The organism is Actinophytocola sp., assembly GCF_035762905.1.
GTDB lineage: Bacteria > Actinomycetota > Actinomycetes > Mycobacteriales > Pseudonocardiaceae > DASYTH01.
Genome location: NZ_DASUCC010000120.1, coordinates 40,845 through 66,610, shown reverse-complemented (window position 1 = coordinate 66,610; position 25,766 = coordinate 40,845). Strand labels below are relative to the sequence as shown.

Annotated in this window: 25 protein-coding genes and 1 pseudogene; 18 read left to right on the top strand and 8 right to left on the bottom strand. The window is 71.5% G+C overall.

Going from position 1 to position 25,766, the window contains the following annotated elements:
• The 6 genes from VFV67_RS25125 to purH all read left to right on the top strand — a co-directional run.
• Positions 1-788 (top strand): ATP-grasp domain-containing protein (locus VFV67_RS25125; RefSeq protein ID WP_326473097.1); only part of this gene is annotated, 788 nt, incomplete at its 5' end.
• Between the two features lie 6 nt (positions 789-794).
• Positions 795-1,691 carry a succinate--CoA ligase subunit alpha gene (sucD, locus tag VFV67_RS25120; RefSeq protein ID WP_326473096.1) on the top strand — a complete coding sequence of 299 codons (897 nt, stop codon included), beginning with the start codon at positions 795-797 and terminating at the stop codon, positions 1,689-1,691.
• A 271-nt stretch (positions 1,692-1,962) separates the two neighbouring features.
• Positions 1,963-2,523: a DUF5336 domain-containing protein gene (locus VFV67_RS25115; RefSeq protein ID WP_326473095.1), complete on the top strand. Its 561-nt coding sequence runs from the start codon at positions 1,963-1,965 to the stop codon at positions 2,521-2,523.
• A 100-nt stretch (positions 2,524-2,623) separates the two neighbouring features.
• On the top strand, positions 2,624-3,835 hold the full coding sequence (locus tag VFV67_RS25110; RefSeq protein ID WP_326473094.1) for a DUF6350 family protein: 1,212 nt from the start codon (positions 2,624-2,626) through the stop codon (positions 3,833-3,835).
• Between the two features lie 51 nt (positions 3,836-3,886).
• Entirely contained in the window at positions 3,887-4,519 is a 633-nt protein-coding gene (gene purN / locus VFV67_RS25105) for a phosphoribosylglycinamide formyltransferase (RefSeq protein ID WP_326473093.1), read from the top strand.
• Complete coding sequence (gene purH, locus VFV67_RS25100; RefSeq protein WP_326473092.1) at positions 4,516-6,102, top strand: bifunctional phosphoribosylaminoimidazolecarboxamide formyltransferase/IMP cyclohydrolase; 1,587 nt, start codon at positions 4,516-4,518, stop codon at positions 6,100-6,102. The genes purN and purH overlap by 4 nt, the downstream gene beginning before the upstream one ends.
• Here the strand turns inward: purH and VFV67_RS25095 are convergent.
• The gene (locus VFV67_RS25095; RefSeq protein WP_326473091.1) at positions 6,099-6,791 is read right to left on the bottom strand and encodes a TIGR02206 family membrane protein; all 693 of its coding nucleotides are present in this window, start codon (positions 6,789-6,791) and stop codon (positions 6,099-6,101) included. The two genes, purH and VFV67_RS25095, sit on opposite strands and share 4 nt — an antisense overlap.
• A gap of 103 nt (positions 6,792-6,894) precedes the next feature.
• On the opposite strand from VFV67_RS25095, the gene VFV67_RS25090 reads away from it, so the two are divergent.
• From VFV67_RS25090 to VFV67_RS25080, 3 genes are all read left to right on the top strand, one after another.
• Positions 6,895-7,572, top strand: coding sequence for a hypothetical protein (locus tag VFV67_RS25090; RefSeq protein ID WP_414636345.1), 678 nt, complete (start codon positions 6,895-6,897; stop codon positions 7,570-7,572).
• A gap of 731 nt (positions 7,573-8,303) precedes the next feature.
• Positions 8,304-9,845 (top strand): DNA polymerase Y family protein, encoded by a 1,542-nt coding sequence (locus tag VFV67_RS25085; protein WP_326473089.1) that lies wholly within the window; start codon positions 8,304-8,306, stop codon positions 9,843-9,845.
• A 172-nt stretch (positions 9,846-10,017) separates the two neighbouring features.
• On the top strand, positions 10,018-13,344 hold the full coding sequence (locus VFV67_RS25080) for an error-prone DNA polymerase (RefSeq protein ID WP_326473088.1): 3,327 nt from the start codon (positions 10,018-10,020) through the stop codon (positions 13,342-13,344).
• A 22-nt stretch (positions 13,345-13,366) separates the two neighbouring features.
• Here VFV67_RS25080 and VFV67_RS25075 read toward each other — a convergent pair whose 3' ends face one another.
• Positions 13,367-15,787: a TNT domain-containing protein gene (locus tag VFV67_RS25075; RefSeq protein WP_326473087.1), complete on the bottom strand. Its 2,421-nt coding sequence runs from the start codon at positions 15,785-15,787 to the stop codon at positions 13,367-13,369.
• A gap of 60 nt (positions 15,788-15,847) precedes the next feature.
• On the opposite strand from VFV67_RS25075, the gene VFV67_RS25070 reads away from it, so the two are divergent.
• Genes VFV67_RS25070 through VFV67_RS25060 form a run of 3 tightly spaced genes read left to right on the top strand, consistent with a single transcriptional unit; the run spans position 15,848 to position 17,917 of the window.
• A complete protein-coding gene (locus VFV67_RS25070) occupies positions 15,848-16,837 on the top strand; it encodes a DMT family transporter (RefSeq protein WP_326473086.1) in 990 nt (329 codons plus the stop codon).
• A complete protein-coding gene (locus VFV67_RS25065) occupies positions 16,800-17,654 on the top strand; it encodes a bifunctional methylenetetrahydrofolate dehydrogenase/methenyltetrahydrofolate cyclohydrolase (RefSeq protein ID WP_326473085.1) in 855 nt (284 codons plus the stop codon). Before VFV67_RS25070 ends, VFV67_RS25065 begins: the two co-directional genes overlap by 38 nt.
• Positions 17,655-17,671: 17 nt before the next feature.
• Positions 17,672-17,917 (top strand): DUF3017 domain-containing protein, encoded by a 246-nt coding sequence (locus VFV67_RS25060; protein WP_326473101.1) that lies wholly within the window; start codon positions 17,672-17,674, stop codon positions 17,915-17,917.
• Here the strand turns inward: VFV67_RS25060 and VFV67_RS25055 are convergent.
• Together VFV67_RS25055 and VFV67_RS25050 are read right to left on the bottom strand one after the other, a co-directional pair.
• A complete protein-coding gene (locus VFV67_RS25055) occupies positions 17,858-18,034 on the bottom strand; it encodes a DUF397 domain-containing protein (protein WP_326473084.1) in 177 nt (58 codons plus the stop codon). The two genes, VFV67_RS25060 and VFV67_RS25055, sit on opposite strands and share 60 nt — an antisense overlap.
• A gap of 3 nt (positions 18,035-18,037) precedes the next feature.
• Positions 18,038-18,744, bottom strand: a pseudogene (locus VFV67_RS25050) (Scr1 family TA system antitoxin-like transcriptional regulator).
• A gap of 113 nt (positions 18,745-18,857) precedes the next feature.
• Between VFV67_RS25050 and VFV67_RS25045 the strand changes: the two are divergent.
• Both VFV67_RS25045 and VFV67_RS25040 read left to right on the top strand, forming a co-directional pair.
• Positions 18,858-19,832 (top strand): malate dehydrogenase, encoded by a 975-nt coding sequence (locus VFV67_RS25045; RefSeq protein WP_326473082.1) that lies wholly within the window; start codon positions 18,858-18,860, stop codon positions 19,830-19,832.
• 132 nt (positions 19,833-19,964) lie between these two features.
• Complete coding sequence (locus tag VFV67_RS25040) at positions 19,965-20,366, top strand: SsgA family sporulation/cell division regulator (protein ID WP_326473081.1); 402 nt, start codon at positions 19,965-19,967, stop codon at positions 20,364-20,366.
• Here the strand turns inward: VFV67_RS25040 and VFV67_RS25035 are convergent.
• Together VFV67_RS25035 and VFV67_RS25030 are read right to left on the bottom strand one after the other, a co-directional pair.
• On the bottom strand, positions 20,363-20,722 hold the full coding sequence (locus VFV67_RS25035) for a bacteriophage spanin2 family protein (RefSeq protein ID WP_326473080.1): 360 nt from the start codon (positions 20,720-20,722) through the stop codon (positions 20,363-20,365). The two genes, VFV67_RS25040 and VFV67_RS25035, sit on opposite strands and share 4 nt — an antisense overlap.
• Positions 20,719-20,913: a DUF1918 domain-containing protein gene (locus tag VFV67_RS25030; RefSeq protein ID WP_326473079.1), complete on the bottom strand. Its 195-nt coding sequence runs from the start codon at positions 20,911-20,913 to the stop codon at positions 20,719-20,721. The genes VFV67_RS25035 and VFV67_RS25030 overlap by 4 nt, the downstream gene beginning before the upstream one ends.
• A gap of 75 nt (positions 20,914-20,988) precedes the next feature.
• On the opposite strand from VFV67_RS25030, the gene VFV67_RS25025 reads away from it, so the two are divergent.
• Complete coding sequence (locus tag VFV67_RS25025) at positions 20,989-21,630, top strand: spermidine synthase (RefSeq protein WP_326473078.1); 642 nt, start codon at positions 20,989-20,991, stop codon at positions 21,628-21,630.
• Between the two features lie 117 nt (positions 21,631-21,747).
• On the opposite strand, the gene VFV67_RS25020 is transcribed toward VFV67_RS25025, so the two are convergent.
• Entirely contained in the window at positions 21,748-22,305 is a 558-nt protein-coding gene (locus VFV67_RS25020; protein WP_326473077.1) for a helix-turn-helix transcriptional regulator, read from the bottom strand.
• Between the two features lie 117 nt (positions 22,306-22,422).
• Here VFV67_RS25020 and VFV67_RS25015 point away from each other — a divergent pair, with 117 nt between their 5' ends.
• Complete coding sequence (locus VFV67_RS25015) at positions 22,423-22,965, top strand: hypothetical protein (RefSeq protein WP_326473076.1); 543 nt, start codon at positions 22,423-22,425, stop codon at positions 22,963-22,965.
• Between the two features lie 262 nt (positions 22,966-23,227).
• Here the strand turns inward: VFV67_RS25015 and VFV67_RS25010 are convergent, their stop codons facing one another.
• Positions 23,228-23,797 carry an HhH-GPD-type base excision DNA repair protein gene (locus tag VFV67_RS25010; protein ID WP_326473075.1) on the bottom strand — a complete coding sequence of 190 codons (570 nt, stop codon included), beginning with the start codon at positions 23,795-23,797 and terminating at the stop codon, positions 23,228-23,230.
• Positions 23,798-23,925: 128 nt separating this feature from the next.
• Here VFV67_RS25010 and VFV67_RS25005 point away from each other — a divergent pair, with 128 nt between their 5' ends.
• Both VFV67_RS25005 and VFV67_RS25000 read left to right on the top strand, forming a co-directional pair.
• The gene (locus VFV67_RS25005) at positions 23,926-24,483 is read left to right on the top strand and encodes a GNAT family protein (protein WP_326473074.1); all 558 of its coding nucleotides are present in this window, start codon (positions 23,926-23,928) and stop codon (positions 24,481-24,483) included.
• 60 nt (positions 24,484-24,543) lie between these two features.
• Positions 24,544-25,758, top strand: a complete 1,215-nt coding sequence (locus tag VFV67_RS25000) for an NADP-dependent isocitrate dehydrogenase (protein ID WP_326473073.1) — start codon at positions 24,544-24,546, stop codon at positions 25,756-25,758.
• Positions 25,759-25,766: the final 8 nt, after the last annotated feature.

Here is a 25,766-nt window from a genome sequence, read left to right as displayed (position 1 = left end):
ACCCCGACGCCGTGAAGCAGATCCCCATCGACCCGGGCACCGGGGTCGACGCCGCGAAGGCGCGCGAGATCGCGACCGAGGCGAAGTTCCCCGAGGCGGTCTTCGAGCAGGCCGTCGAGATGATCGAGAAGCTCTTCAAGGTCTTCGTCGAGGAGGATGCGACGCTGGTCGAGGTCAACCCCCTCGCCCGGCTCGAGGGCGACAAGCTGGAGGCCCTCGACGGCAAGGTCTCGCTCGACGAGAACGCCTCCGAGGTGCGTCACCCCGAGCACGAGGACTTCGTCATCCACGAGGAGGCCGACCCGCTCGAGGCCAAGGCCAAGGCCAAGGGCCTCAACTACGTCAAGCTCGACGGCGAGGTCGGGATCATCGGCAACGGCGCGGGCCTGGTCATGTCCACCCTGGACGTGGTCGCGTACGCCGGCGAGAAGCACGGCGGCGTCAAGCCGGCGAACTTCCTCGACATCGGCGGCGGGGCCTCGGCGCAGGTCATGGCCGACGGGCTCGAGATCATCCTGTCCGACCCGGACGTGCGCAGCGTGTTCGTCAACGTGTTCGGCGGGATCACCGCCTGCGATGCGGTGGCCAACGGCATCGTGCAGGCCTTCCAGCTGCTCAAGGCGCGCGGCGACGAGGTGAACCGCCCGATCGTGGTGCGGCTGGACGGCAACAACGCCGAACAGGGCCGCCGGATCCTCACCGACGCGGCGCTGCCCGGCCTGCAGCAGGTGGACACCATGGACAACGCGGCCCGGGTGGCCGCCCAACTTGCCGCGCAGGGGGCGTGAGTCGCGATGGCGATCTTCCTCAACGAGAACTCCAAGATCATCGTCCAGGGCATGACCGGGTCCGAGGGCACCCGGCACACCCGGCGGATGCTGCGCGCCGGAACCAACGTGGTCGGCGGGGTCACCCCGGGCAAGGGCGGGCAGAGCGCGGACTTCAGTGACGTGCGCTCCGGGCTGTTCCTGCCCGTGTACAACACCGTCGGCGAGGCCATGACGGCCACCGGCGCGGACGTGACCGTGGTGTTCGTCCCGCCCCGGTTCGCCAAGGCCGCGGTGATCGAGGCCATCGACGCCGGCATCGGGCTGGCCGTGGTGATCACCGAGGGGATTCCGGTGCACGACACCGCGAGCTTCTGGGCGCACGCCTGCGCCACCGGCAACAAGACCCGGATCATCGGCCCCAACTGCCCGGGCGTGATCTCGCCGGGCAAGTCCAACGCCGGCATCATCCCGGCCGACATCACCGACGCCGGCCGGATCGGCCTGGTGTCCAAGTCCGGCACGCTGACCTACCAGCTCATGTACGAGCTGCGGGACATCGGGTTCTCCTCGGCGGTCGGGATCGGCGGCGACCCGGTGATCGGCACCACGCACATCGACGCGCTGGCCGCCTTCCAGGACGACCCGGAGACCGACCTGATCGTGATGATCGGCGAGATCGGCGGGGACGCCGAGGAGCGCGCCGCCGCCTACATCCGGGACAACGTCACCAAGCCCGTCGTCGGCTACGTCGCCGGGTTCACCGCGCCGGAGGGCAAGACCATGGGCCACGCCGGGGCCATCGTGTCCGGCTCGTCCGGCACGGCGGCGGCCAAGCAGGAGGCGCTTGAGGCGGCCGGTGTCCGGGTGGGCAAGACCCCGTCGGAGACCGCGGCGCTGGCCCGTGAACTGGTGCGCGGCTGAATACGCGCGTCTCGGACTCGGCCGGGCCTACCGTGGTGTAGCGTCCGGCGCACCGACTCCTCCGAGCGCCGGAACCACTCGGTACCTGTGATCGTCGGAAGTTCCGGATGAGCTAGCGTCGAGTCCGATTTCGTAGCCATGTCGCGTCGAGTGAGCTGAGGAGAAGCGCGCGATGACCTTCCCAGGCGGTGGCGGCCCAGGCGGATACCCTGGCCAAGGCCCGCAACAGCCACAACCCGGCTACGGTTACGGACCGCCGGTCGGGGGTGGGATGAAGCTGGGCGTGCCGCAGATCCTGCACCTGGTCACCGGTGGTCTCGGCGTGCTCAACCTGTTCATGGGCTTCGCGGACTTCTATGCGGGCCCCGGCGGCTGGGTGCCGGGTCTGCTGTTCATGTCCGGGTTGGCCGCGCTGGTCGGATTCCTGCCCGGCGACGCCAAGCCCGGACCCTTGCCGGTGATCTTCGCGCTCGGGGTGATCCTGCCGTTCCTGTTCAGCGTGTTCGATTCGGTTGGCGACCTCGGCACCGGCGGGACGCTGATCCTGATCTTCGGCATCCTGCAGACGCTCGCCGCGGTCGGCGCCTATCTGCTGGAGATCGGGGTCATCAAGATGCCGCCGCCCGGCCAGCGCGGCCCGGTGTACGGGCAGCAGCCCGGTGGCTACGGCGGCCCGCCGCCCGGACAGTTCCCGCCGCCGCCCGGCCAGTACGGCCAGCCCGGGCCGACGCAGCAGTACGGCACGCCGCAGCCCGGCCAGTACGGGCAGCAGCCGGGCCAGCAGCAGCAGCACCCCGGCACGCCGCCCGGCGGGTACCCGCAGCAGGGCTGATCAGACCGACGAGCGGGCTGGCACCGGATCCGGTGCCAGCCCGCTTTCGTGTCCGGCGTGGCTGAACCGTTCGGGGTAGTACCGGTGCCACGGTTGGGCCATGGCGCTGCTCCGTTCGGCCCCGCCCGGGGAGACGCTGCACCGTGACCGGGTGCGGGTGCTGGGCACGGCGGCGCTCGAGCCGCTGGTCGCCGGCTACGCCGCGGTGACGGTCGTGCTGGCCGTGGTGACCTCGATGGCGGCCGGCGCGCGGTTCGGCAACGCCGGGGTGCTCGCCGCCGCGGCACCCGGATGGTTTGCCGTGTACCAGGTTCCGCTCGAGATCAAGGGACACGAGCTGGGGGCGCTGCCGTTGCTGCCGACCGTCGCGGCGATCCTGCTGATCGCCCGGACCGCGGCGGCCGCGATCGCCCAGTTCGACCTGCCAACCCCGCGGGACCGCGGCCAGGTGGTGGTCACGATCGCCGGTGCGCACGCGGTCTTCGCGGTGCTGCTGTGGTTCGTGGCCGCCGCCGGCCCGGTCGGGGTGGATCCGCTGGCCGCGGTCGGCTGTCCGGTGCTGCTCGCCGCGGGTGCCGCGCTGGCCGGGGTGGCGTGGGCCGGGGGGTTGGCCGGGTCGGCGCTCGGCCGGCTGGATCCGGCCGCCGGCTACGGCGTTCGGCTCGGCGTGCTGGCGACCGGCGTACTGCTCGCCGGGGGCGCGTTCGTGCTCGTCGTCGGCCTGGTCGCGTCGCTTCCCGCCGCCGTGGAGATGTTGGCCCGCACCGGAAACGGGCTGGGCGGCATGGCCGGACTGCTGTTGCTGTCCGCCGGGTACCTGCCCAACGGGGTGATCGCCGCAACGTCCTTTGTGGCCGGTCCGGGGTTCTCCATCGGGGTGATCTCGGTGGGGTCGTTGAACTTCAGCGGCGGCGGCGCGGTGCCTCCGCTGCCGCTGCTGGCCGCGCTGCCCGACCGGCCGGTGCCCTGGGGCCCGCTGCTGCTGGCCGTCCCGATCGGGGCCGGCGTGCTGATCGGCCGCCGGGTGTGGGACCTGGCCGGGAGTACGCGGGACCGGCTGCGCGCGGTCGCGGCGGCCACCGGTGTCGTGGTGCTGTGCCTGGCGGTGCTCGCCGTGGTCGCGGGCGGCGCGCTGGGTGGCGGCCGGTTCGATCCGGTCGACCTGCACGCGGCGTCGCTGGGTGTCGCGGTGATCGCCGAGGTCGGCCTGGCAGCTGCGGTCGTGGCCGCGCTCGGCGGCCTGCGGGACTCCGAACCCGGCCCTGCGGACCGGAAGCCGCTGACCGAGGACCTGGCCGCCGAGGTCGACTAGCCGCCGCCTACGCTGGCCGGGTCCGCACGCTCACGGCAATCGCGGGAGATCATGGTCAGCCCCACCGAACCCGCACCCGGGCCGCCGGCCAGGGTCGTCGTGCTGGTCTCCGGTTCGGGCACGTTGTTGCAGGCGTTGCTGGACGCCGCGCGGGCCGACTATCCGGCCAGGGTGGTGGCGGTCGGCGCGGACCGCAGCGGGATCGAGGGGCTGGCCAGGGCCGAGCGCGCCGGGGTGGCCGGGTTCGTGGTGCGGCTGGCCGACTTCGCCGACCGGGCGGCCTGGGACGCGGCGCTGGCCGACGCGGTCGCCGCGCACCGGCCCGACCTGATCGTCTCGGCCGGCTTCATGAAGATTCTCGGCCCGGCGTTCCTGAGCCGGTTCGGCTGCCCGGTGCTGAACACGCATCCCGCGCTGCTGCCGGCCTTTCCGGGTGCGCATGCGGTGGCCGACGCGGTGCGGCACGGGGTCAAGGTGACCGGCTGCACCGTGCATCTGGTCGACCCGGGGGTGGACACCGGGCCGATCGTCGCGCAGGAGGCGGTGACGGTCGAACCGGGCGAGGACGCCGAGACGTTGCACGAGCGGATCAAGGTGGTAGAGCGGCGCCTGCTGGTGGGCGTGGTCGCCGGCATCGCGCGCAACGGCTACACCGTGAACGGACGAGAGGTGAGCATCCCGTGACGTCCAATGTGGACGAACGGCGACCCGTGCGGCGGGCGCTGATCGGAGTTTCGGACAAGGCCGGCCTGATCGAGCTGGCGCGGGGCCTGCACGCCGCCGGGGTCGAGATCGTGTCCACCGGCGGTACGGCGCGAGCCATCGCGGACGCGGGGGTGCCGGTGACCCCGGTGGAGCAGGTGACCGGATTTCCGGAGTCGCTCGACGGCCGGGTGAAGACCCTGCACCCGGGGGTGCACGCCGGGCTGCTCGCCGACCTGCGCCGGCCGGAGCACGCGGAATCGCTGACCGCGCTGGGCATCGCGCCGTTCGACCTGCTGGTGGTGAACCTGTACCCGTTCGTGCAGACCGCGATGTCCGGCGCCGGGGTGGACGAGTGCGTCGAGCAGATCGACATCGGCGGCCCGGCCATGGTGCGCGCGGCGGGCAAGAACCACGCCAACGTCGCGGTGGTGGTGGATCCGGCGCGCTACGGGTGGGTACTCGAGCAGGTCGGCGCCGGCGGATTCACCCTTGCCGACCGCCGGGCGCTGGCCCTGGCCGCGTTCCGGCACACCGCCTCCTACGACATCGCGGTGGCGTCCTGGATGGGCAGCTTCCTGTCCCCGGACGACGCGGGGTCCGGTTTTCCCGGCTGGGTGGCCGCGAGCTGGACCCGGCGGGACGTCCTCCGGTACGGCGAGAATCCGCACCAGCGGGCCGCGCTGTACCGCTCCGACTTCGGCCGGCCCGGCCTGGCCACGGCCGATCAGTTGCACGGCAAGGAGATGTCCTACAACAACTACGTCGACGCGGACGCCGCCTGGCGCGCCGCGTTCGACCACGAGGCGCCCTGTGTGGCGATCATCAAGCACACCAACCCGTGCGGCATCGCCGTGTCCATTGTGGATGGTGTTGGCTCGATCGCCGACGCGCATCGCAAGGCGCACGCGTGCGACCCGGTCAGCGCGTTCGGCGGGGTCATCGCGGCCAACCGCGAGGTGACCGTGGACATGGCCGAGCAGGTCGCCGAGGTGTTCACCGAGGTGATCATCGCTCCGTCCTATGCGGACGGTGCGCTGGATGTGTTGTCCCGCAAGAAGAACCTGCGCATCCTGGCGTCCGGCCCGCCGGCTCGCGGTGGCGCCGAGCTCCGTGCCGTCTCCGGCGGGTTGCTGATGCAGACCAAGGACGTCCTCGACGCCGAGGGTGACGACCCGGTCAAGTGGACCCTGGCCGCCGGCACCGCGGTCGACGAGGCGACCCTGGCCGACCTGGCGTTCGCCTGGCGGTGCTGCCGGGCGGTGAAGTCCAACGCGATCCTGCTGGCCGCCGGCGGGGCGACCGTCGGCGTCGGCATGGGTCAGGTCAACCGGGTGGACGCCGCCCGGCTGGCCGTGCAGCGCGCCGGCGACCGCGCCGCCGGTGCGGTTGCCGCGTCCGACGCGTTCTTCCCGTTCCCGGACGGCCTCCAGGTCCTGATCGAGGCCGGCGTCCGCGCGGTGGTCCAGCCCGGCGGCTCGGTCCGCGACGCCGAGGTGATCGCCGCCGCCGAAACCGCCGGCGTGCCCGTGTACCTGACCGGCACGCGGCACTTCGCCCATTAGCTCCGCTGCCGCCGCAGTACTCCCGGCAGGGTCATCAATGCCCAGATGCCGGTCACCAGCGCGGCCAGCGGCACCAGGTACCACGGCCAGGGGCCGAGCACGTCCAGCACCGAGGGCACCCCCGGCTTCGCGTTGAGGAAGCCGTAGTTGGTGCCGGCGACCGCGTTGAACGCCATGGTGAAGCCGACCCAGGAGAAGGTCACCACCAGCGTGAACCGGTAGCCGTGCCAGGTCGGCCGCATCCGGCGGCCGACGGCGAGGTAGAGCGCCGCCCAGATGACGAGCAGGTGGATCAGCCAGAACGCGAGATAGCTCAGGCTCGGAAAGTCGGCTCCGCGCAAGGCCGGTGAGATCAGCGCCTGGGTGGACAGCGTCAGACCCCAGTAGTAGGTCAACGAGAACGCCCAGTGCCGGTGGGTCCACAGCGCGTACGCGGTGACGAAGGCGGCGAGATCGGACAGTTGCAGCGGCAGCCCGTGATCCACGCCGAACTCGGTCATCGAGTACACCTGGATCGCGATCTGAATCCCCAGCACCGGCACCGCGAGCACCCGGCTGAACCGCCGCGCCGACCCGGCGTCCTGCCACCGTCCCAGGTAGCTGACCGCGATGGCCCCCGCCACGAAGACGGCGAGCACCGCCCAGTGCGACGCTCCGTAGAGCGAGAACTCACGCTGCGCCAGCCGCACCCCTGGAGACGATAACGGTTGACACCGCCGCCCCGGCCGGGTTCACTGTACTCGAACACACGTTCGATCCGGGTTGGGGGCCGTCGCCGTGCCGGCAACCGCGATGCTCGCCTCGGTGGGGGTGGCCAGCGACCTCGCCGCCGCACCGGCCGACCGCGCCCGCGTCCTGCCGGTCCATCCCGAACTGGCGAACCTGTTCCCCTGGGGCGGCCTGCGCCGCGGCAGCACGGTAGCCGTGCGCGGCTCCACCTCGCTGCTGTTCGCCCTCCTCGCCGAAGCCACCAGCAACGGATCCTGGGCCGCCGTCGTCGGCCTACCCAACCTCGGCGTGCTGGCCGCCGCCGAATACGGCGTCGCCGTGGACCGGCTCGCCCTCATCCCCCACCCCGGCCCGCACCCCGCCCCCGTCCTCGCTGCCCTCCTCGACGGAATCGACCTGGTGGCCACCGCCACCGAACTCCCCGACTCCCAGGCCCGCCGCCTCTCCGCCCGCGCCCGCCACCGCAGCGCCGTCCTCCTCCCACTCACGCCGTGGCCCGCCCCCGACCTCGAGCTCACCGCCGACCCCACCCCCTGGACCGGTCTCGCCGACGGCCACGGTCACCTCCGCCAGCGCCTCGCCCACATCCACACCCGTGGCCGCGGCACCGCCACCCGCCCCACCCGCACCTCCCTCCTCCTCCCCGCCCCCGACGGCTCCCTGCACCCCGCCACCCCCTCCCTCCACCCCCACGCCGAACCCCGCGAACCCCTCCTCCGAGTCGCCGCCTCCAACACTTGACTCCCCGCCCCCAACACCCGAGTTCCCGGCCAAAGCATCCGAGTTGCCGAGTTGCCGGCCCAAAGCACCCGAGTTGCCGGCCGGGGCACCCCCGAGGTTGCCGAGTCAGGCACCCGAGTTGCCGGCCGGAGCACCCGAGTTGCCGTCTCCAGCACCCGAACTGCCATCTTGAGCACCTGAGCCCCCACTCCCAGCACCCGAATCTCAAGCTCCAACCCTCGAGTTGCCGACCCCAGCACCCGAGTTGCGGTTCCAGCGCCCCGAGTTGCCGGCCGAAGCACCCGAGTCGCCGCCCGGGCAGCTGAGTTGCCGTTTCCAGCACTCGAGTTGCCGGCCGGGGCAGCTGAGTTGCTGTCTCCTGCACCCGAACCCCCGGGTTACCGGCTCCAGGCAGCCGAGTTGCCGGCCGGGGCACCCGAACTGCCGTTTCCAGCACCCGAGTTGCCGGCCGGGGCAGCTGAGTTGCTGTCTCCTGCACCCGAACCCCCCGGGTTACCGGCTCCAGGCAGCCGAGTTGCCAGATGTGGGTGCCTGAGTTCCCGGGTCCAGCACCCGAGTTGCGTGTCAGGGCAGCTGAGTTGCCGGCCGGGGCACCCGAACTGCCCGTCTCCAGCACCTGAGTCCCCACCCCCAGCATCCGAGTCGCCGGCCTCAGCACGGCGGCCGGGGATGGGGCGACGTCGCTGGTGGGAGTGCTTGACCGGCGGACTGAGTGAACATATGTTCGACTCATGGCGAACCCGGTTCAGCTGCTGGTGGTGTGGTGTCCCGATTGGCCGGTGGTGGCCGCCGCGAGTGTGGCGGGGGTGGGGGTGCGGGTGCCGATGGCGGTGGTGGTGGGGAATCGGGTGGTGGCGTGTTCGGCGGTGGCGCGGCGGGAGGGGGTGAAGCGGGGGATGCGGCGGCGGGAGGCGCAGGGGCGGTGTCCGGAGCTGGCGATCTTTCCCGATGATCCGGTGCGGGACGCGCGGGTGTTCGAGCCGGTGGCGGTGGCGGTGGAGGAGTTGGCGGTGGGGGTGGAGGTGGTACGGCCGGGCGTGGTGGCGGTGCCGGCGCGGGGGCCGGTGGGGTATTTCGGGGGCCCGGAGGAGGCCGCTGAGCGGGTGGTGGATCGGGTGGCGCTGCGCACGGGGGTGGAGTGTCAGGTGGGGATCGCCGATGGGCTGTTCGGGGGGACGATCGCGGCGCGGCGGGGGGTGTTGGTGGCGGCCGGGGGGACGCGCGAGTTCCTTGCGCCGGTGAGTGTTCGGGAGTTGGGGGAGGGGCGGGGGGAACTGGTCGATCTGTTGTGGCGGTTGGGGTTGAAGACGTTGGGGGCGTTCGCCGAGGTTCCGGAGCGGGATGTGGCGTCCCGGTTCGGGGCGGATGCGGTGCGCGCGCACCGGTTGGCGCGGGGGTTGGAGGAGCGGCCGCCGGCACCACGCAGGCCGCCGGAGGATCTGACGGTGACCGAGGAGCTCGATCCGCCGGTCGACCGGGTGGACGCGGCGGCGTTCGTGGCGCGGACCCTGGCGGAGCGGTTGCATGCCGGGCTGGCCGGCCACGGGCTGGCCTGTACCCGGTTGGGGATCCACGCCAGCACCGAGAACGGCGAGGAGCTGGTGCGGGTGTGGCGGTGCGCGGAGCCGTTGACCCCGGGCGGGATCGCGGACCGGGTGCGCTGGCAGCTGGACGGGTGGCTGCGCGGCACCGACCGCCCGAGTGCCGGGGTGAGCGTGCTGCGGCTGGATCCGGTCGAGGTGGTCGAGGGGCACGCGCTGCAGCTGGACCTGTGGCGCGGGGAGGGCCACGCCATGGCCGATGAGCGGGCCGGGCGCGCCCTGGTGCACGTGCAGGGGTTGCTCGGGCCGGACGCCGTGCTCACCCCGGTGCCCGGCGGCGGTCGGGGCCCGAGCGACCGGGTGCGGTTGGTGCCGTGGGGCGACGAGCGGACGCCGGCCGCGGACCCGGAGCCGCCGTGGCCCGGCCGGCTGCCGGTGCCCTCGCCCAGCCTCGTGCCGGAACGGCCGGTGGCGGCCACGGTGCTCGACGCGCAAGGAGCCGGGGTCGAGGTGACCGCCCGGTTCGAGCTGACCGGAAAACCGTGCCGGGTCACCATCAACGGCCGGCCGCGGGAGGTGCGCGGCTGGGCCGGCCCGTGGCCGGTCGACGAGCGCTGGTGGGCGCCGGAATCGGCCCGCCGATGCGTCCGGTTGCAGGTGCAGACCGACCGGGAAGCCCTGCTGCTGGAACGGGACGGCGACCGCTGGGTGGTCGCGGGGGTGTACGACTAGTGGGCACAGTGGATCATCGGGTGAAGTCTTGGCCCCGCCAACGCAACCTCAGGGGCACCGTGACGCCACCCAGCCACAATCAACCCAGCTACCCGCACGTTCCGCCGGAACGCAACAACAGCAGTAAATCCCGGAGAGGCGGAACAGTAAAATCCGGAGAGGCGGACTGCTAGTGGGCTGGAACAACCCTCCGGTGCGGTGGGCCGAGCTGGAGCGGATCCTGTCCGGACGGCCGGACACCGGTCAGCAGGGCGACGGCGGGGACAGCCCGGCCTGGACCAAGCGCCGCGACCGCTACACGCCGCCGGCCGGGATCGGCCCGCCGCCGGCGAACGATCACGCCGGCGGCGAGGAGCGGATCCCCTACGCCGAGCTGCACTGTCACTCCAACTTCAGTTTTCTCGACGGGGCAAGCCATCCCGAGGAGCTGGTCGAGGCGGCCGCGCTGCTCGGGCTGGACGCCATCGCGATCACCGATCACGACGGCATGTACGGCGTGGTCCGGTTTGCCGAAGCCGCAAGGGAACTGGGGGTGCGCACGGTGTTCGGCACCGAGCTGTCCCTCGGCCTTTCCGAGCCACAGAACGGAATCGCCGACCCCGGCGGCGAGCATCTGCTGCTGCTGGCCGATCAGCAGGACGGCTACCACCGGCTGTGCCGCACGCTCACCAACGGGTACCTGGCCGGCGGCGCGGAGAAGGGCCGCCCGGTCTACGACTTCGACGATGTGGTGGCCCAGACCAGGGACCACTGCGTCGTCCTCACCGGCTGCCGCAAGGGCGCGGTGCGCGCCGCGCTGCTGCGCGACGGCCCCGACGCGGCGTACGTGCAGCTCGGCCGGCTGGCCGCGGCCTACGGCCGGGACCGGGTGTTCGTCGAGCTGACCGATCACGGCCGGCCGGAGGACTCCTACCACAACGATCTGCTCTACGGCATGGCCACCGAGCTCGGCCTGGCCTGCGTGGCCAGCAACGCGGTGCACTACGCCCAGCCCGAGGCCGGCCGGCTGGCCGCCGCGATGGCCGCGGTCCGGGCCCGGCGTGGGCTGGACGAGATGGACGGCTGGCTGCCGCCCGCGCCCACCGCGCACCTGCGCTCCGGCGCGGAGATGCACCGCCGGTTCGCCCGCTACCCGGGTGCGGTGCAGCGGGCCGCGGTGCTCGGCGTCGGGCTGGCCTTCCCCCTCGAACTGATCGCGCCCAAGCTGCCGCCGTTCGACGTGCCGGACGGCCACGACGAGGTCTCCTACCTGCGCGAGCTGACCTTCATCGGCGCGGCCCGGCGCTACGGCACCTGCAACGAGAACCCGCGGGCGATCGAGCAGATCCTGCACGAGCTCAAGGTGATCGAGGAACTGGGCTTCCCCGGCTACTTCCTGGTGGTGTGGGACATCGTGGAGTTCTGCCGCAAGTCCGGAATCCTTTGCCAGGGCAGGGGTTCCGCGGCGAACTCGGCGGTCTGCTACGCGCTGGGCATCACCAACGTGGACGCGGTGCGCTACGAGCTGCTGTTCGAGCGGTTCCTCGCTCCGGCCCGGGACGGCCCGCCGGACATCGATCTGGACATCGAGTCCGACCGGCGGGAAGAGGTGATCCAGTACGTCTATGCCAAGCACGGCCGCCGGCACGCCGCGCAGGTGGCCAACGTGGTGGCCTACCGGGCCAGATCCGCGGTGCGGGACATGGCCAAAGCGCTGGGTTACTCGCCCGGCCAGCAGGACGCCTGGAGCAAGCAGATCGACCGCTGGGGCCCATTGAAGTCCACTGTGGACGACAATGACCACGACGTGCCGCTACCGGTGCTCGAGCTTGCCGCCCAGCTGGAGGACTTCCCGCGGCACCTGGGAATCCACTCCGGCGGGATGGTGATCTGCGACCGGCCGGTGAGCGAGGTCTGCCCGGTGGAGCCGGCCAGGATGCCGAACCGGACCGTGCTGCAGTGGGACAAGGACGACTGCGCCGCGATCGGGCTGGTCAAGTTCGACCTGCTCGGCCTCGGCATGCTCTCCGCGCTGCACTACGCCATCGGCCTGGTCGCCGAGCACCACGGCCGAACCGTGGACCTGGGGCAGTTGGACCTGTTCGACGAGAACGTCTATGCCATGCTGGCGAAGGCGGACTCGGTCGGAGTGTTCCAAGTGGAGAGTCGGGCACAGATGGCAACCCTGCCCCGGTTGAAGCCGAAGCGGTTCTACGACCTGGTGGTCGAGGTCGCGCTGATCCGCCCCGGCCCGATCCAGGGCGGCTCGGTGCACCCCTACATCCGGCGGTACAACAAGAAGGAGCCGGTCACCTACGACCATCCGCTGCTGGCCAAGGCGCTGGGCAAAACCCTTGGCGTGCCGCTGTTCCAGGAGCAGCTGATGCAGATCGCCGTGGACGTGGCCGACTTCAGCCCGGCCGATGCGGACGAGCTGCGCCGGGCGATGGGGGCCAAGCGATCCACCCGGCGGATGGAGCGGCTGCGCGAGCGGTTCTACGCCGGGGCGGCCGGGAACGGGATCGGACCGGAGCTGGCCGGGCGGATCTACGAGAAGCTGATGGCGTTCTCCAACTTCGGCTTCCCGGAGAGTCACGCGCTGAGCTTCGCGCTGCTGGTGTTCGCCAGCGCCTGGTTCAAGCTGTACTACCCGGCCGCGTTCTGCGCCGCACTGCTGCGCGCCCAGCCGATGGGTTTCTACTCGCCGCAGTCGCTGGTGGCCGACGCCCGCCGGCACGGCGTGACCGTGCGCGGGCCGGACATCAACGCCAGCCTGGCGTACGCGACGCTGGAACCGGTGGCCGAGGACGACGCGGAGCGCGCGGTGCGGCTCGGGCTCGGCGCGGTGCGCACGATCGGCGACCCGCTGGCCGAGCGGATCGCCGCGGATCGCTTGGCCGGTGGGCCTTTCCGGGACATGGTTGACCTGGCCAGGCGGGTGCGGCCGACCAGGGCCCAGGTCGAGGCGCTGGCCACGGCCGGGGCGTTCGACTGTTTCGGGGTGCACCGCCGGGAGGCGCTGTGGGCGGCCGGCGCGGTGGCCGGGGAGCGCCCGGACCGGTTGCCCGGCACCACGGTCGGCACGCAGGCCCCGCCGCTGCCCGGGATGGACGACGTGGAGTTGGCCGTTGCGGACGTGTGGGCCACCGGCCTGTCCCCGGACAGCTTCCCGACCCAGTTCGTGCGCGAGCGGCTGAACCGGCTCGGCGCCCTGCCGGCCGGTCAGTTGTCCACTGTGGAGAGTGGAACCCGGGTGCTGGTCGGCGGTGCGGTGACCCACCGGCAGCGGCCGGCCACCGCGGGCGGGGTCACGTTCCTCAACCTCGAGGACGAGACCGGCATGGTCAACGTGATCTGCACGGTCGGCCTGTGGGCGCGCTACCGCCGGGTCGCCCGCACCTCGGCCGCGCTGTTCGTGCGCGGGGTGGTGGAGAACGTGGAGGGCGCGGTCAGCCTGCTGGCCGACCGGCTGGAGCCGTTGCGGCTGGCCATCCCCGCCAGATCACGGGATTTTCGCTGAGCCCACCAGGATTCTCGCTTGGTCAGTTGGGCGGTTTGTGCCGGTGCACCTCGACCAGCCGGCCGTCGGCGACCAGGTCCTTGATCGCTTCCGGGAGCAGGTAGGCGGTGCCGCCGCCGATCTGGTCGAACCAGGGGATCGAGATCCCGGTGAGCACCCGCATGGGGCGGGCCACCCGGTAGGTGTGGAACGGACGCTCGATCCAGTCCGGAACCAGCGACCGTTCACCGAACGGGGTTCCGGCGACGAAGGTGAGGTTGCCGTCGGGATCGCCGAACCGGTCGATCTCGGTGCCCGGGGCCAGCTCCATCATGCGTTTGCCGCGGAACAGGGTCAGCGGCGGCTCACCGGGCCGCGGCTGGATCGGCCAGCGCTGCTGGATCGGCCCCGGCCGGCGGTCCGGCTCGGCCGCCATCGCCGGTGCCGCGGGCGGGGGCACCGGGCCGAGGTTGGGCGCGGGCGGCAGCGCCGGCGGTGGCGGGGGCTCGGCGGGCAGGGGTGCCGGGGCGAGCCGGGACGGCAGCGCCGGCGCCTCGACCGGCGGCACGTTCAGCGCGGCCGACAGGTCGGCCACCGGGGTCGGGTCCGGCCGCACCGGCGGCGGGGAGTCGGGTTCGGCGTGCCGAGGCTCGCCGGCGACCAATGCCTCGAGCGGGTCGACGGCCGGCTCGGCGGCCACGTGCCGGTTGGACCACGGGGCGAACCTGGGGTCGTCCAGGTCACTGGACTGGGGCTCCACCTGCGGCTCGAACAGCGAGAAGGTCCGGTCCACGACCGGTTCCCGCACCGGGGGCAGGCTCGGCTCCGACGGCGGGTCCAGCAGCGCCTCCATCGGGACGCCGAGGGTGGGCTGCGGCTCGGCCGGCGGCGGCTCCACCGGTGCGGACTCGATGGTGGCCTCGGCGTCTGGCTCGGGGTCCGGGTCGAGCTCGGCCGCGGGCATGAACGTGGTGGGCGGGGACAGCTCCGGCGGGGTGGCCGGGTCCGGGAGCGGCACGGCCACCGGCGGCGGCGGCGCGACCGGCACCGGAGGCGGTGGGGGTGTGGCCGGCCGGGGGACGGGTAGCGCGGCGGACGGCGGCACCGGCGCGAGCGGAGCCGGCGCGGCTGGCGGCGCGGGCGGTGGCACCGGGGCGATCGGCTCCGGCCGCACCGTGTTGTCCAGCATGATCTTGCCGAGCAGGAACGCCGCCGCGTCGGCCACGTCCTCGAACATCGCCGGGGCCACGAAGTCGCGGTCGTACCAGCCGACCCGCCAGCCCTCCGGGGTCTGCTCCATGGTCCACGCGCGCTCGCCGGGCGGGCCGATCCGGAACGCCGAGGCCGGCACGCCCAGCGCGGCCAACCGGCCGCGCAGCGCGTCGATCGTCACACCGGGCGGGCCCTGCGAGGGCAGCGCGGCCGGTGGCGGGGCGGGGCGGGCCGGCGGCTCGCTCACCCGGGGCACCGCCATGGTCACCTCCGGCGCGGCCGGCGGCGGAGCCGGCGGGCCGGGCCGGCGCTGGGCCTGTGGCTGGGGTTGGGGTTGTGGAGGCGGTGGAGGCGGTGGTGGCGGTGGTGGCGATGGCGGCGATGGCGGCGCGGCCGGCCGGGCCGGTCCCGCTGCCGGCGGCACCGGACGGCTCACGAACGCCGTGGCCGCCGCCCGGGTCGGCTCGTCCACCTCCAGCACGCGGAACCCTCGCCGGCGGATGTGGTCGACCAGGTCGGGCTCCGGCGACACCTTGTAGGTGTTCAGGTAGTAGTTGACCGCCTCCGCCCAGACCCAGGTGCCGTCGGTGTGGAAGCCGACCGGCACCAGCGGGCGGCCCTCCGGGTCCAGCCGGTCCAGGTCCATCGACCGGCTCTGCAGCACGGTCGGCGCGTTGTTGAGGTAGTTGAGCAGCCGGGTCCGCTCGTCGTCGCCGATCGGGGGCCGGTTCACGATCGGCCGGCCGTTGCTGCCGGCGCCGTCGAAGACCCGCGCCATCCGGAACCGCGGCTGGGTCTCCTGCAGCATCCCCCCGGTCACCGCCCCGCCGGCGCGCCAGCGCAGCCAGTCCGGGACGTTGTCGTCGCTGCGCGGGAACATCCGCAGGTCGTCGGCGTAGGCGGGGGGCGGCGGCGCGACCCGCCACTCGGGCTCGTTGCGGTCGTAGTCGAGGTTGTAGTTCGACGGGTGGTCCAGCCGGTACTTGGCGTTGTACCAGGTCCCGCGCCCGTCGCGGTACATGCCGGCGCGCAGCCGGGCGAACATGCCGGTGATCTCGCCGGGCACCTGCCACTCGGTCGCCTCGTCGTCGGCGAACACCACCTCGCCGTCGGCCTCGAAGTACCGGCCGACCGCGCGGTAGTAGACGGTCACCTGGTCCCAGCCCTCGGGGGCGGACCGCAGCACGGCGAGCCCGATCTGTTTGACCAGGGCGTCCTGTTCGGTCGAGTCCAGTTGCGTCGTTTGCACCATCCAGCTCCCTCCGGGGGCCGATCGAGGGTCACTCTAGCTTCGCGGTCAGGATGGCCAGCTATGCCGACCGCCCCACCGCACCCGACCGCCCACCGGGTGGCCGGGGCGTCCGTCGCCGCGCTGGGCGGGGCCTGCCTCGCGGTGCAGGGCCGGGTGAACGGCGAGCTCGGCCACCTGCTCGGCGACGGGGTCTACGCCGGGGTCATCTCGACCGGGATCGGCCTCGCGGTGCTGGTGGCGTGGGTGGCCGTGCTGCCGGCCGCCCGGCGTGGTGCCGCCCGGCTGGTCCGGGCCGTGCGCACCGGCCGGCTGCGCTGGTGGCAGTGCCTCGGCGGGGCGATCGGCGGGGTGGTGGTCGGCTCGCAGGGCATCGTGGTGCCCACGCTGGGGGTGGCCGTGTTCAGTGTGGCGCTGGTCGGCGGCATGGTGGTGAGCGGTCTGATGGTGGACCGGCTCGGCGTCGGACCGGGCGACCCGACCCCGGTCACCGCACCCCGGGTGGCCGGCGCGGTGCTGGCCGTCGCGGCGGTGGTGCTGGCGGTCTCGCCCCGATTCGGCCACCCGTCGGGGTTGTGGCTGGCGGTGTTGCCGGCGCTGGCCGGGATCGGCATCGCCTGGCAGGTCGCGCTGAACGGGCTGGTGCGCCGGGAGGCCGACAACGTCATCGTGCCGACCATGGTGAACTTCGCCACCGGTCTCGCCGTGCTGCTCATCGCCCTGGTCGTGGACGTGCTGGTGCGCGGTGTTCCGGGGGTGCCGCCCGGCAAGTGGTGGCTCTATGCCGGCGGACCGCTTGGCATTGTGGCGGTGCTCACCGCGGTGGTGGCCGTGCGGCTGGTCGGGGTGCTGCTGGTGGGGTTGGCCTCGGTGGCCGGGCAGCTCGTCGCCGCCGTTGTGCTGGACGTCGTCGCCCCGACGGCGGGTGGCGGGCTGACCGTGGCGGGGGTCGCCGGGGCGGCCCTGACCATGGTGGCCGTGGGGATCGCGGCGCTGCGCCTGGAAGGATGGGTTCGTGACCGCGACGATCCTGGACGGCAAGGCAACCCGTGAGGCGATCTTCCGCGACCTGACCGAACGGGTGGCCGCGCTGAAGGAGCGGGGCGTGCTGCCGGGCCTGGGCACGGTGCTGGTCGGCGACGACCCAGGGTCGCATGCCTACGTGCGCGGCAAGCACAACGCGTGCGCCAAGGTCGGCATCCGGTCGATCCGGCGCGACCTGCCGGCGCACACCACGCAGGCGGAGTTAGCGGCGGTCATCGACGAGCTGAACGCCGACCCGGAGTGCACCGGGTACCTGGTGCAGCTGCCGGTTCCCGGTCACCTGGACGCGGGCGCGATCCTGGAGCGGGTCGATCCGGCCAAGGACGCCGACGGCCTGCACCCGACCAACCTGGGCCGGCTGGTGCTCGGGGAGACCGGTCCGCTGCCGTGCACGCCGCAGGGGATCGTGGCGCTGCTGCGGCGGTATGAGGTGCCGATCGCGGGCGCGAACGTGACGGTGATCGGCCGTGGGGTGACCGTGGGCCGGCCGCTCGGCCTGCTGCTGACCCGGCGTAGCGAGAACGCGACGGTGACGCTGTGCCACACGGGTACCAAGGATCTGGCCGCCGAGGTGCGCCGGGCGGACATCGTGGTGGCGGCGGCCGGCAGTGCGGCGCTGATCACGCCGGACATGGTCAAGCGCGGGGCGGCGGTGCTGGACGTGGGGATCACCCGCACCGAGCACGGGCTGGTCGGTGACGTGCACCCGGACGTGCGGAAGGTGGCGGGCTACCTGGCGCCGATGCCCGGTGGGGTGGGTCCGATGACGGTGGCGATGCTGTTGACCAACACGGTGCGGGCGGCGGAACGGAACCTGCCGAGGTGAAGGCCCAGTTCCCGTTCATGATGGTGCTGGCCGTGGTGGCGGTCGGCCTGGTCCGGATCGCGCAGTACTACTGGCGCGAGGGCGCGGTGCTGGTTGGCGGCGCGCTGTTGCTGGCGGCGCTGTTGCGGGCGCTGCTGCCGCAGGAGCGGATCGGTCTGGTCGCGATCCGCGGCCGGGGCGTGGATGTGTTGCTGTACGGGGGCCTAGGTTTCGCGGTCCTGGCCATCGCCATGACCATCCAGGGCGGGCCGCTTAATCAGTAGGACGGGCCCGCCGGGATTCTTGGAGTCCCGGAACGCGATCCCCGCCGGCAACCGTGCCACCTCAACGCAGTTAGGGTTCTCGGTACTGCTGAAGCTGCTCTTGCGCCAGCTGATCACGCGTCACTCCATAGTTGCCGCCACTGTCTCGACCAATGCTATCGATTCCTCCGGGCCCAGTGCCATGCTGAGCAAGTCGACCAGCACGTGGTTGTAGTGCATCAGATCCTCGTCCTCCTCGAGAAAGAGATTGTTCGTGTGGCTCCCGACCAAGATCACCCCAGGTCGGTCGGAGAACCGAAGCCGGTGAAACGGCCCTTCGACTCCAGGGCTATTGGTGCACCCGGCTTCCGGAGGATGGCCTGGCGATGCACTCGGCTGGCGACCCGCTCGCCGATCTCGTCCTCGTCATCGAGCCGGCCGACGTGCCGCATCAGCGCTTGGATGTAGGGCACCGTCTGGAGCAGCCCGGGGATCAGCTCACTCTCGAAGTTGATCAATCGAATGGCCTGCGACTCAAGGAGCTTGAGGGTCGCGACCCGCTGGGCGTAGGAGAAGGTGTTGGACCGCCACAAGCCGGGTCGGTTGGCGATCTGGGTAAGTTCGAGAACGTGGCGGCGGTCCTCGCCGGTCACGCCGTAGACCCCGAGTAGGCCGGCGACCTCGTCACACTTCTGGGGATGCTTGCCGGTCTCCATCCGGCTCAGCTTGCTGGCGGTGACACCGATCCGCATGGCGGCCTGGGCGATCGTGAGCTTCGACATCTCCCGGTGGCGGCGGAGTTCCTCACCGACGAGTCTAATTCGGACAGTGGGTTCAGGGGGCAGCATGGCGTCGATGATTGCCGCGCCGACCAGGAAAAACCAGCCGACCGAGCAAGTGCACCCAAAGGCATCATGAGTTGCCGATTCGGTAACTTGGTAGCCTCCCGGGTGTGTCCCCCATGAACGTCACCGTGACCGGTGCGGCCGGCCAGATCGGCTACGCACTGCTCTTCCGGATCGCCTCCGGCCAGCTGCTCGGGCCCGACATCCCGGTGCACCTCCGCCTGCTCGAGATCGCCCCGGCCCTGCGCGCCGCCGAGGGCACCGCGATGGAACTGGACGACTGCGCGTTCCCGCTGCTGTCCGGCATCGACATCACCGACGACCCCAAGCGCGCCTTCGACGGCGTCAACGTCGCCCTGCTGGTCGGTGCCCGGCCGCGGACCAAGGGCATGGAGCGCGGCGACCTGCTCGAGGCCAACGGCGGCATCTTCAAACCGCAGGGCGAGGCGATCAACGTCGGCGCCGCGGACGACGTCCGGGTGCTGGTGGTCGGCAACCCGGCCAACACCAACGCGCTGATCGCGGCTGCGCACGCCCCGGACGTGCCGGCCGAGCGGTTCACCGCGATGACCCGGCTGGACCACAACCGCGCGCTGTCCCAGCTCGCCAAGAAGCTCGGCGTCCCGGTCACCGAGATCCGCAAACTCGCCATCTGGGGCAACCACTCGGCCACCCAGTACCCGAGCCTGGCGCACTGCGAGGTCGGCGGCCGGCCGGCGCACGAGGCGGTGAACGACGAGGCGTGGGTGCGCGACGACTTCATCCCGACCGTGGCCAAGCGCGGCGCGGCGATCATCGAGGCCCGCGGCGCGTCGTCGGCGGCGTCGGCGGCCAACGCGGCGATCGACCACGTCTACGACTGGGTGAACGGAACGCCGGAGGGCGACTGGACCTCGGTCGCGCTGCCCTCGGACGGCTCGTACGGGGTGCCCGACGGGCTGATCTCCTCGTTCCCCGCCGTATCCCGCGGTGGCCGCTGGGAGATCGTCCAGGGCCTGGACATCGACGGGTTCTCCCGGGAGCGGATCGACGCCTCGGTCCGCGAGTTGGAGGAGGAGCGCGCGGCTGTCCGCAGTCTTGGCCTCGTCTGAGTTACCCGGGTCACACCGGATAGCGTGAACTTGGCGGCAAAGCCGTCACGATGTGGGGGCAATGCTCTCGAAACCCGAAACATCCGCCGGTCAGTGGTCGAAGAACTCGTGCAAGGACCAGAAAGGTGCGAGATGACCGCCGACAGCGTTTACACAAGAGAGATCGTGGCGCTTGCCGACGATCTGCCGGTTCGTTCCCGGTGGACCTACCGCGCGGACGACCCATTCACCATCCGAGTCGCGTTCCAGACCGACCATGACAGTTGGGTCGAATGGGTGTTCGCGCGTGACCTGCTGGTGAACGGCCTGACCGGCTCGGCGGGTATCGGCGACGTGCGGCTGCGGCCGAAGCGCACCGAGGGCCGGACCATGCTCCAGTTGGAGATCGAGTCACCCGAGGGGCATGCGCTGCTCGAGCTGGAGCGCGAGTCGGTCCAGCTGTTCCTCGAGGCGACCGTGCTCATGGTGCCGCTCGGCCAGGAGTCCAACCACTTCGACATCGACGGCTTGATCGACGAGATCACCAACGTCTAGCCGCAGGCCCGGGCCAGTGCCTCGACGGTGCCGACCTTGTCGGACACCCAGTCGGCCACTGCGCCCGGGTTGATGTTTCCCGGATTCAGCTCGCTGACCTTGTTCGACATGTCTTCCAGGGCATTGCGCAGGGTCTCGTCCGGGGCCTGCTCGGCCAACTGACGCAGGTCCTCGGCGGTGCGTTTGGCGTCCTCGGCGGCCTTCTCGGGGTTGCCGACGTCGGGGACGAACCCGGAGAGCCGCAGGGCGTCCGCGCAGATGCCGGCCTTGTCGGCGACCTCGCCAGCCTGCTGGACCGTCTCGCAGCCGGTGAGCGCGAGGACGACCAGCACGGCGAGGCCGATGCGGGCGATCAAGCGTTGCCGTCGCCGGGCTCGATGACGCAGTCCGGGCCGGGGAAGATCAGCGCCTCGTGGCCGTCGGGGTAGCGCACCACGTACGGGGGTGCGCCGTCGGTGCCGCGCACATCGATGATCTCGGCCAGCTGATCCGGGTTCCCCACGTTCCGGCCGTGTACATGTAGCCGGTCACCTACCGTTGCGTGCATCTGTTGACCACCTCCGCCACCTAAGGGTAGAGGCGACCCGCCGATCAGCAACAGGCGTTCTTTACCCTCGACCGGGTGGCGTACTCGGTCGATCGGCGCCCCGGCGTGGCCGGCGAACTCGTGCTGCGCCGGTCCGGCGAGCACTTCGAGATCATCGCCAACGGCACGTTCCTGATGGACACCCGCAACGGCGAGTCCGAACGCCTGCTCGTCCGCGCCGCCGCCGATGTCATGCCGCCCGGCGCCCCGCTCCTGATCGGCGGCCTCGGCGTCGGCTTCTCCCTGCGCGCCGCCCTCGACCACCCCAACGTCGGCCCCGTCACCGTCGTCGAGCGCGAACCCGCCGTCATCGCTTGGAACACCGGCCCCCTCGCCGCCGTCCATGACGCCGCCCTCACCGACCCCCGCGTGACCTGCGTGGAAGCCGACCTGATCACCTGGCTCCCCACCCACCCCACCCCGTTCGCCGCCATCTGCCTCGACATCGACAACGGTCCAGAATGGACAGTCACCCCCGGAAACGCAATCCTGTACACCGAATCCGGCCTCACCCTCCTCCGCGACGTCCTCACCCCCACCGGCACCCTCGCCATCTGGAGCGCCGCCGACAGCACCCCCTTCACCACCCTCCTCCGCACCCACTTCCCCCACGTCACCACCATCCCCATCCCCGTCCCCCGCGGCGACCCCGACGTGATCTTCCTGGCGCGGCGTTAGGTCCAGCGGTGTCGGGCGGTGGGTTCGTCGGTGGGGAAGAAGGATTCCAGGCGGATCTCCTGGGCGGCGATGTCCTGGGGGTGCCGACGGTGGTGACCATGGAGAAGTAGCGCAGGGTCAGGCCTCGTCGAGCAGTTCGGTGCTCGCGCGGTCCCGGACGCCGCCGACCGCTTCCCGGTGCACTCGCTGGATCAGCGCGTGCGCGACGTCCGGCCAGTTGAGCACGTGCGGGCGCAGGCCGGCCGGGTCGAACATCAGCCGGATCACGTTGGCCGGGCCGAGCAGCCAACCGAACAGTGCGGCGGCCGCGGTGTTGGTGCGGGTCACGTCCCAGTGCCGGCTGAGCACGACGGCCGGGTACGGCTCGTGTTGGGCGAGCACCCGGTCGACGGCGGCCCGCACCGGAGCCATGACCGGGTCGGCGAGGCCCGAGTCGTGGTACTGCGGCGCGTATCCGGCGGCCAGCAGCAGTTGGTTGCGATCGCGCAGCGGGAGGTCCAGCGTGCTGGCCAGGGTCAGCCCCATGTCCCGGCTGGGGTTTGCCCGGCCGCTCTCCACGAAGCTCACGTGCCCCGGCGTGACCCGCGCCTCGGTGGCCAGGGTGAGCTGGCTCATCCAGCGCACCTGGCGCCAGTGCTGGAGAAGCTGCCCGATCACCGGGCGCCGGTCGGTCACGGACGCCGACGATTGCCACCGGTCGCGCCGCGCCGCACTTCCCTGGGAGGGAATTGAGCGCCGGCATCGGCCGCCCGCAGGGTGGGTGCCGTCCCATCCCCTTCCAAGGAGCAACTGATGTTCACCGTGCACACCGCGGACTCGGCTCCGGCCGGGTCCGCAGCCGCGCTGACCGCGCTGCGGCAGCGGATCGGCGTTGGTCCCAACCTGGCCGCGAGCATGGCCGGCTCGCCCACGTTGATCTCCGGCTTCGTTGCCCTGCAACAGGTTCTGCGCGACTCGACGCTCACCGGGGCGGAGCGCGAGGTGATCGGCCTGACCGTCAGAGACGAGAACGCCTGCCGGTGGTCGATGGCCGCGCACTCGGTTTTCGCTGACGGCAATGGGGTTCCGGGCGATGTCGTCGAGGCCCTGCGTGCCGGAAAGCCATTGCCCGACCCACGCCTGCACACCCTGCACGAGTTCACCGCCACCCTGCTCCGCACCCGCGGCCACGTGTCCGCAGAGCAGACCGATGCCCTACGCGCGGCCAGCTTCGACACCGAGCAGATGCTCGAGGTGATCGCCCAGACGGCCTACACCAGCATGGCGAACTGGGTCGCCAACCTCGCTGATCCACCCCTCGACGAAGCCTTCCGTCCCCGCGAGTGGTCGCCGTAGCAGCCCTGAGTTCTCGGCTCCAGCAGCCGAGCTCCCGGTTCGGACCACATCGTCTCCCGGTTCCGGTTCGGCGAGTCGCCGATTCGGGTCCAACAGCGGTGGGTGGGCGCGCGCAGCGCGGCCACCCACCGCTCGTTGTTCCGAACCAGGGGTTCCCGCCACCCGTGCCGGCGACTCGGGTGCTGGAACTGGGGATTCGGGTGCTGGAGCCGGCAATTCGGGTCGTGGATTGGGGACTCGGCGGCCCGGGGCCGGCCCCTGGTCAGGTGTTCTTGGCCGCGGCCTTGGAGGCCTTCTTGAAGGCGCGGACGGCGGCGAGGGCGTCCTCGTTGGTGACGTCGGCGATGGAGCGGTGGGAGCCCTTGGCGCCGTAGTCACCGGCGGCCTCGCGCCAGCCCTTGGCGGTGAGGCCGAACTGCTTACCAAGGAGGGCAAGGAAGATCTTGGCCTTCTGCTCGCCGTAGCCGGGAAGTTCCTTGAGACGGCGAAGGATCTCGGCGCCGGTCGGGTTGCCGGAAGTCCAGATCGCCTCGGCGCGGCCCTCGTAGTGCTCGACGATGTGGATCGCCAGGGCCTGGACGCGCTTGGACATGGAGCCGCCGAAGCGGTGGATCGCGGGTGGGGTGACGCAGAGTTCGGTGAACTTCTCCGGGTCGTACTCGGCGATCACCCGGGCGTCGACCGAGCCGATCCGGTCGGCGATCTTCTTCGGGCCGGCGAACGCGACCTCCATCGGGATCTGCTGATCCAGCAGCATGCCGATCAGCAGCGCGAGCGGTTCCCGCTCCAGGAGGGCATTCGCTTCGGGGTCCTTGGTCAACCACAGCGCCATGGGGCCATCATGGCACCCCGCGCGACGGTACCGGTGATCGTGGCCGCCACGGCGAGTCTTTCGGGGGCTGAGAGAGTAAGCAGAAAAGAAGCACGCGCCAAGGGATAACAGCGCCATACGATCGGGGCATGCTCCGGCCCACCTACCCGATTCGCACCGCTCGTCTGCTGCTCCGTCCGTTCCGCCCGGACGACCTCGACGCCCTGCACGCCGTCCAGTCCCGGGACGACGTCACCCGCTACCTGTACTGGAGCCCGCGCACCCGGACCGAGGTCGCCGACGTGCTCCGGTCCCGGCTGGGCATGACCGCGCTGGAGCGGGAGGGCGACATCCTGGTGCTCGCGGTGGAACTGGCCGGGGCGGGCACCGTGCTCGGCGACGTGAACCTGGCTTGGCGCAGCGTGGAGCACCGCCAGGGCGAGTTCGGCTTCGTCTTCCACCCCGACCACCACGGCCACGGCTATGCCGGCGAGGCCGCCGTCGAGATGCTCCGGCTCGGTTTCGAGCAGCTCGGCCTGCACCGCATCATCGGGCGCGCGGACGGCCGCAACACCGCCTCCGCCCGGTTGATGGAGAAGCTCGGGATGCGCCGCGAGGCCCATTTCGTGCAGAACGAGGTGGTCAAGGGCGAATGGACCGATGAGGTCGTGTACGCCATGCTCGCCAGGGAGTGGGCGGATCGCTGACCGCACTCATTACCAGTACGCTTGTACCGTTATACAAGCGCGAGAGGAGCCTCCCGGGAGATGGCCAAAATCAAGGTCCAGGGCACGGTCGTCGAGCTCGACGGTGACGAGATGACCCGGATCATCTGGAAGTTCATCAAGGACGAGTTGATCCACCCGTACCTGGACATCAACCTCGACTATTACGACCTGGGCATCGAGCACCGGGATGCAACCGACGACCAGGTCACCATCGACGCCGCGAACGCGATCGCCAAGCACGGCGTCGGCGTCAAGTGCGCCACGATCACCCCGGACGAGGCCCGGGTGGCCGAGTTCGGTCTGAAGAAGATGTGGCGCAGCCCCAACGGAACGATCCGCAACATCCTCGGCGGCGTGATCTTCCGCGAGCCGATCGTGATCGGCAACATCCCGCGGCTGGTGCCCAGCTGGACCAAGCCGATCATCATCGGCCGGCACGCGCACGGCGACCAGTACAAGGCGACCGACTTCAAGGTGCCCGGTCCCGGCACGCTGACCATCACCTACACGCCGGACGGCGGTGGCGAGCCGATGGAGTTCGAGGTCGCCCGGTTCCCCGAAGGCGGCGGGGTCGCGGTCGGCATGTACAACTACCGCCGCTCGATCGAGGACTTCGCCCGCTCGTCGTTCCGCTACGGCCTTGAGCGCAAGTACCCGGTCTACATGTCCACCAAGAACACGATCCTCAAGGCCTACGACGGCATGTTCAAGGACGTGTTCCAGGAGATCTTCGACACCGAGTTCAAGGCCGACTTCGACGCCGCCGGGCTGACCTACGAGCACCGGCTGATCGACGACATGGTGGCCGCCGCGCTGAAGTGGGAGGGCGGCTACGTCTGGGCCTGCAAGAACTATGACGGCGACGTCCAGTCCGACACGGTCGCGCAGGGCTTCGGCTCGCTCGGCCTGATGACTTCGGTGCTGATGACCCCGGACGGCAAGGTCGAGGCCGAGGCCGCACACGGCACGGTGACCAGGCACTTCCGCCAGCACCAGGCCGGAAAGCCGACCTCGACCAACCCGATCGCGTCGATCTTCGCCTGGACCCGGGGGTTGGAGGCGCGCGGCAAACTGGACGGCACTCCGGAGGTGGTGCAGTTCGCCGAGACGCTGGAGCGGGTGATCATCGAGACGGTGGAGAGCGGCAAGATGACCAAGGACCTGGCGTTGCTGGTCGGCCCCGACCAGCAGTGGCAGACGACCGAGGAGTTTCTGTCCACTTTGGACACGAACCTTCAGGCGCGGATGGCCTGACACGTGCT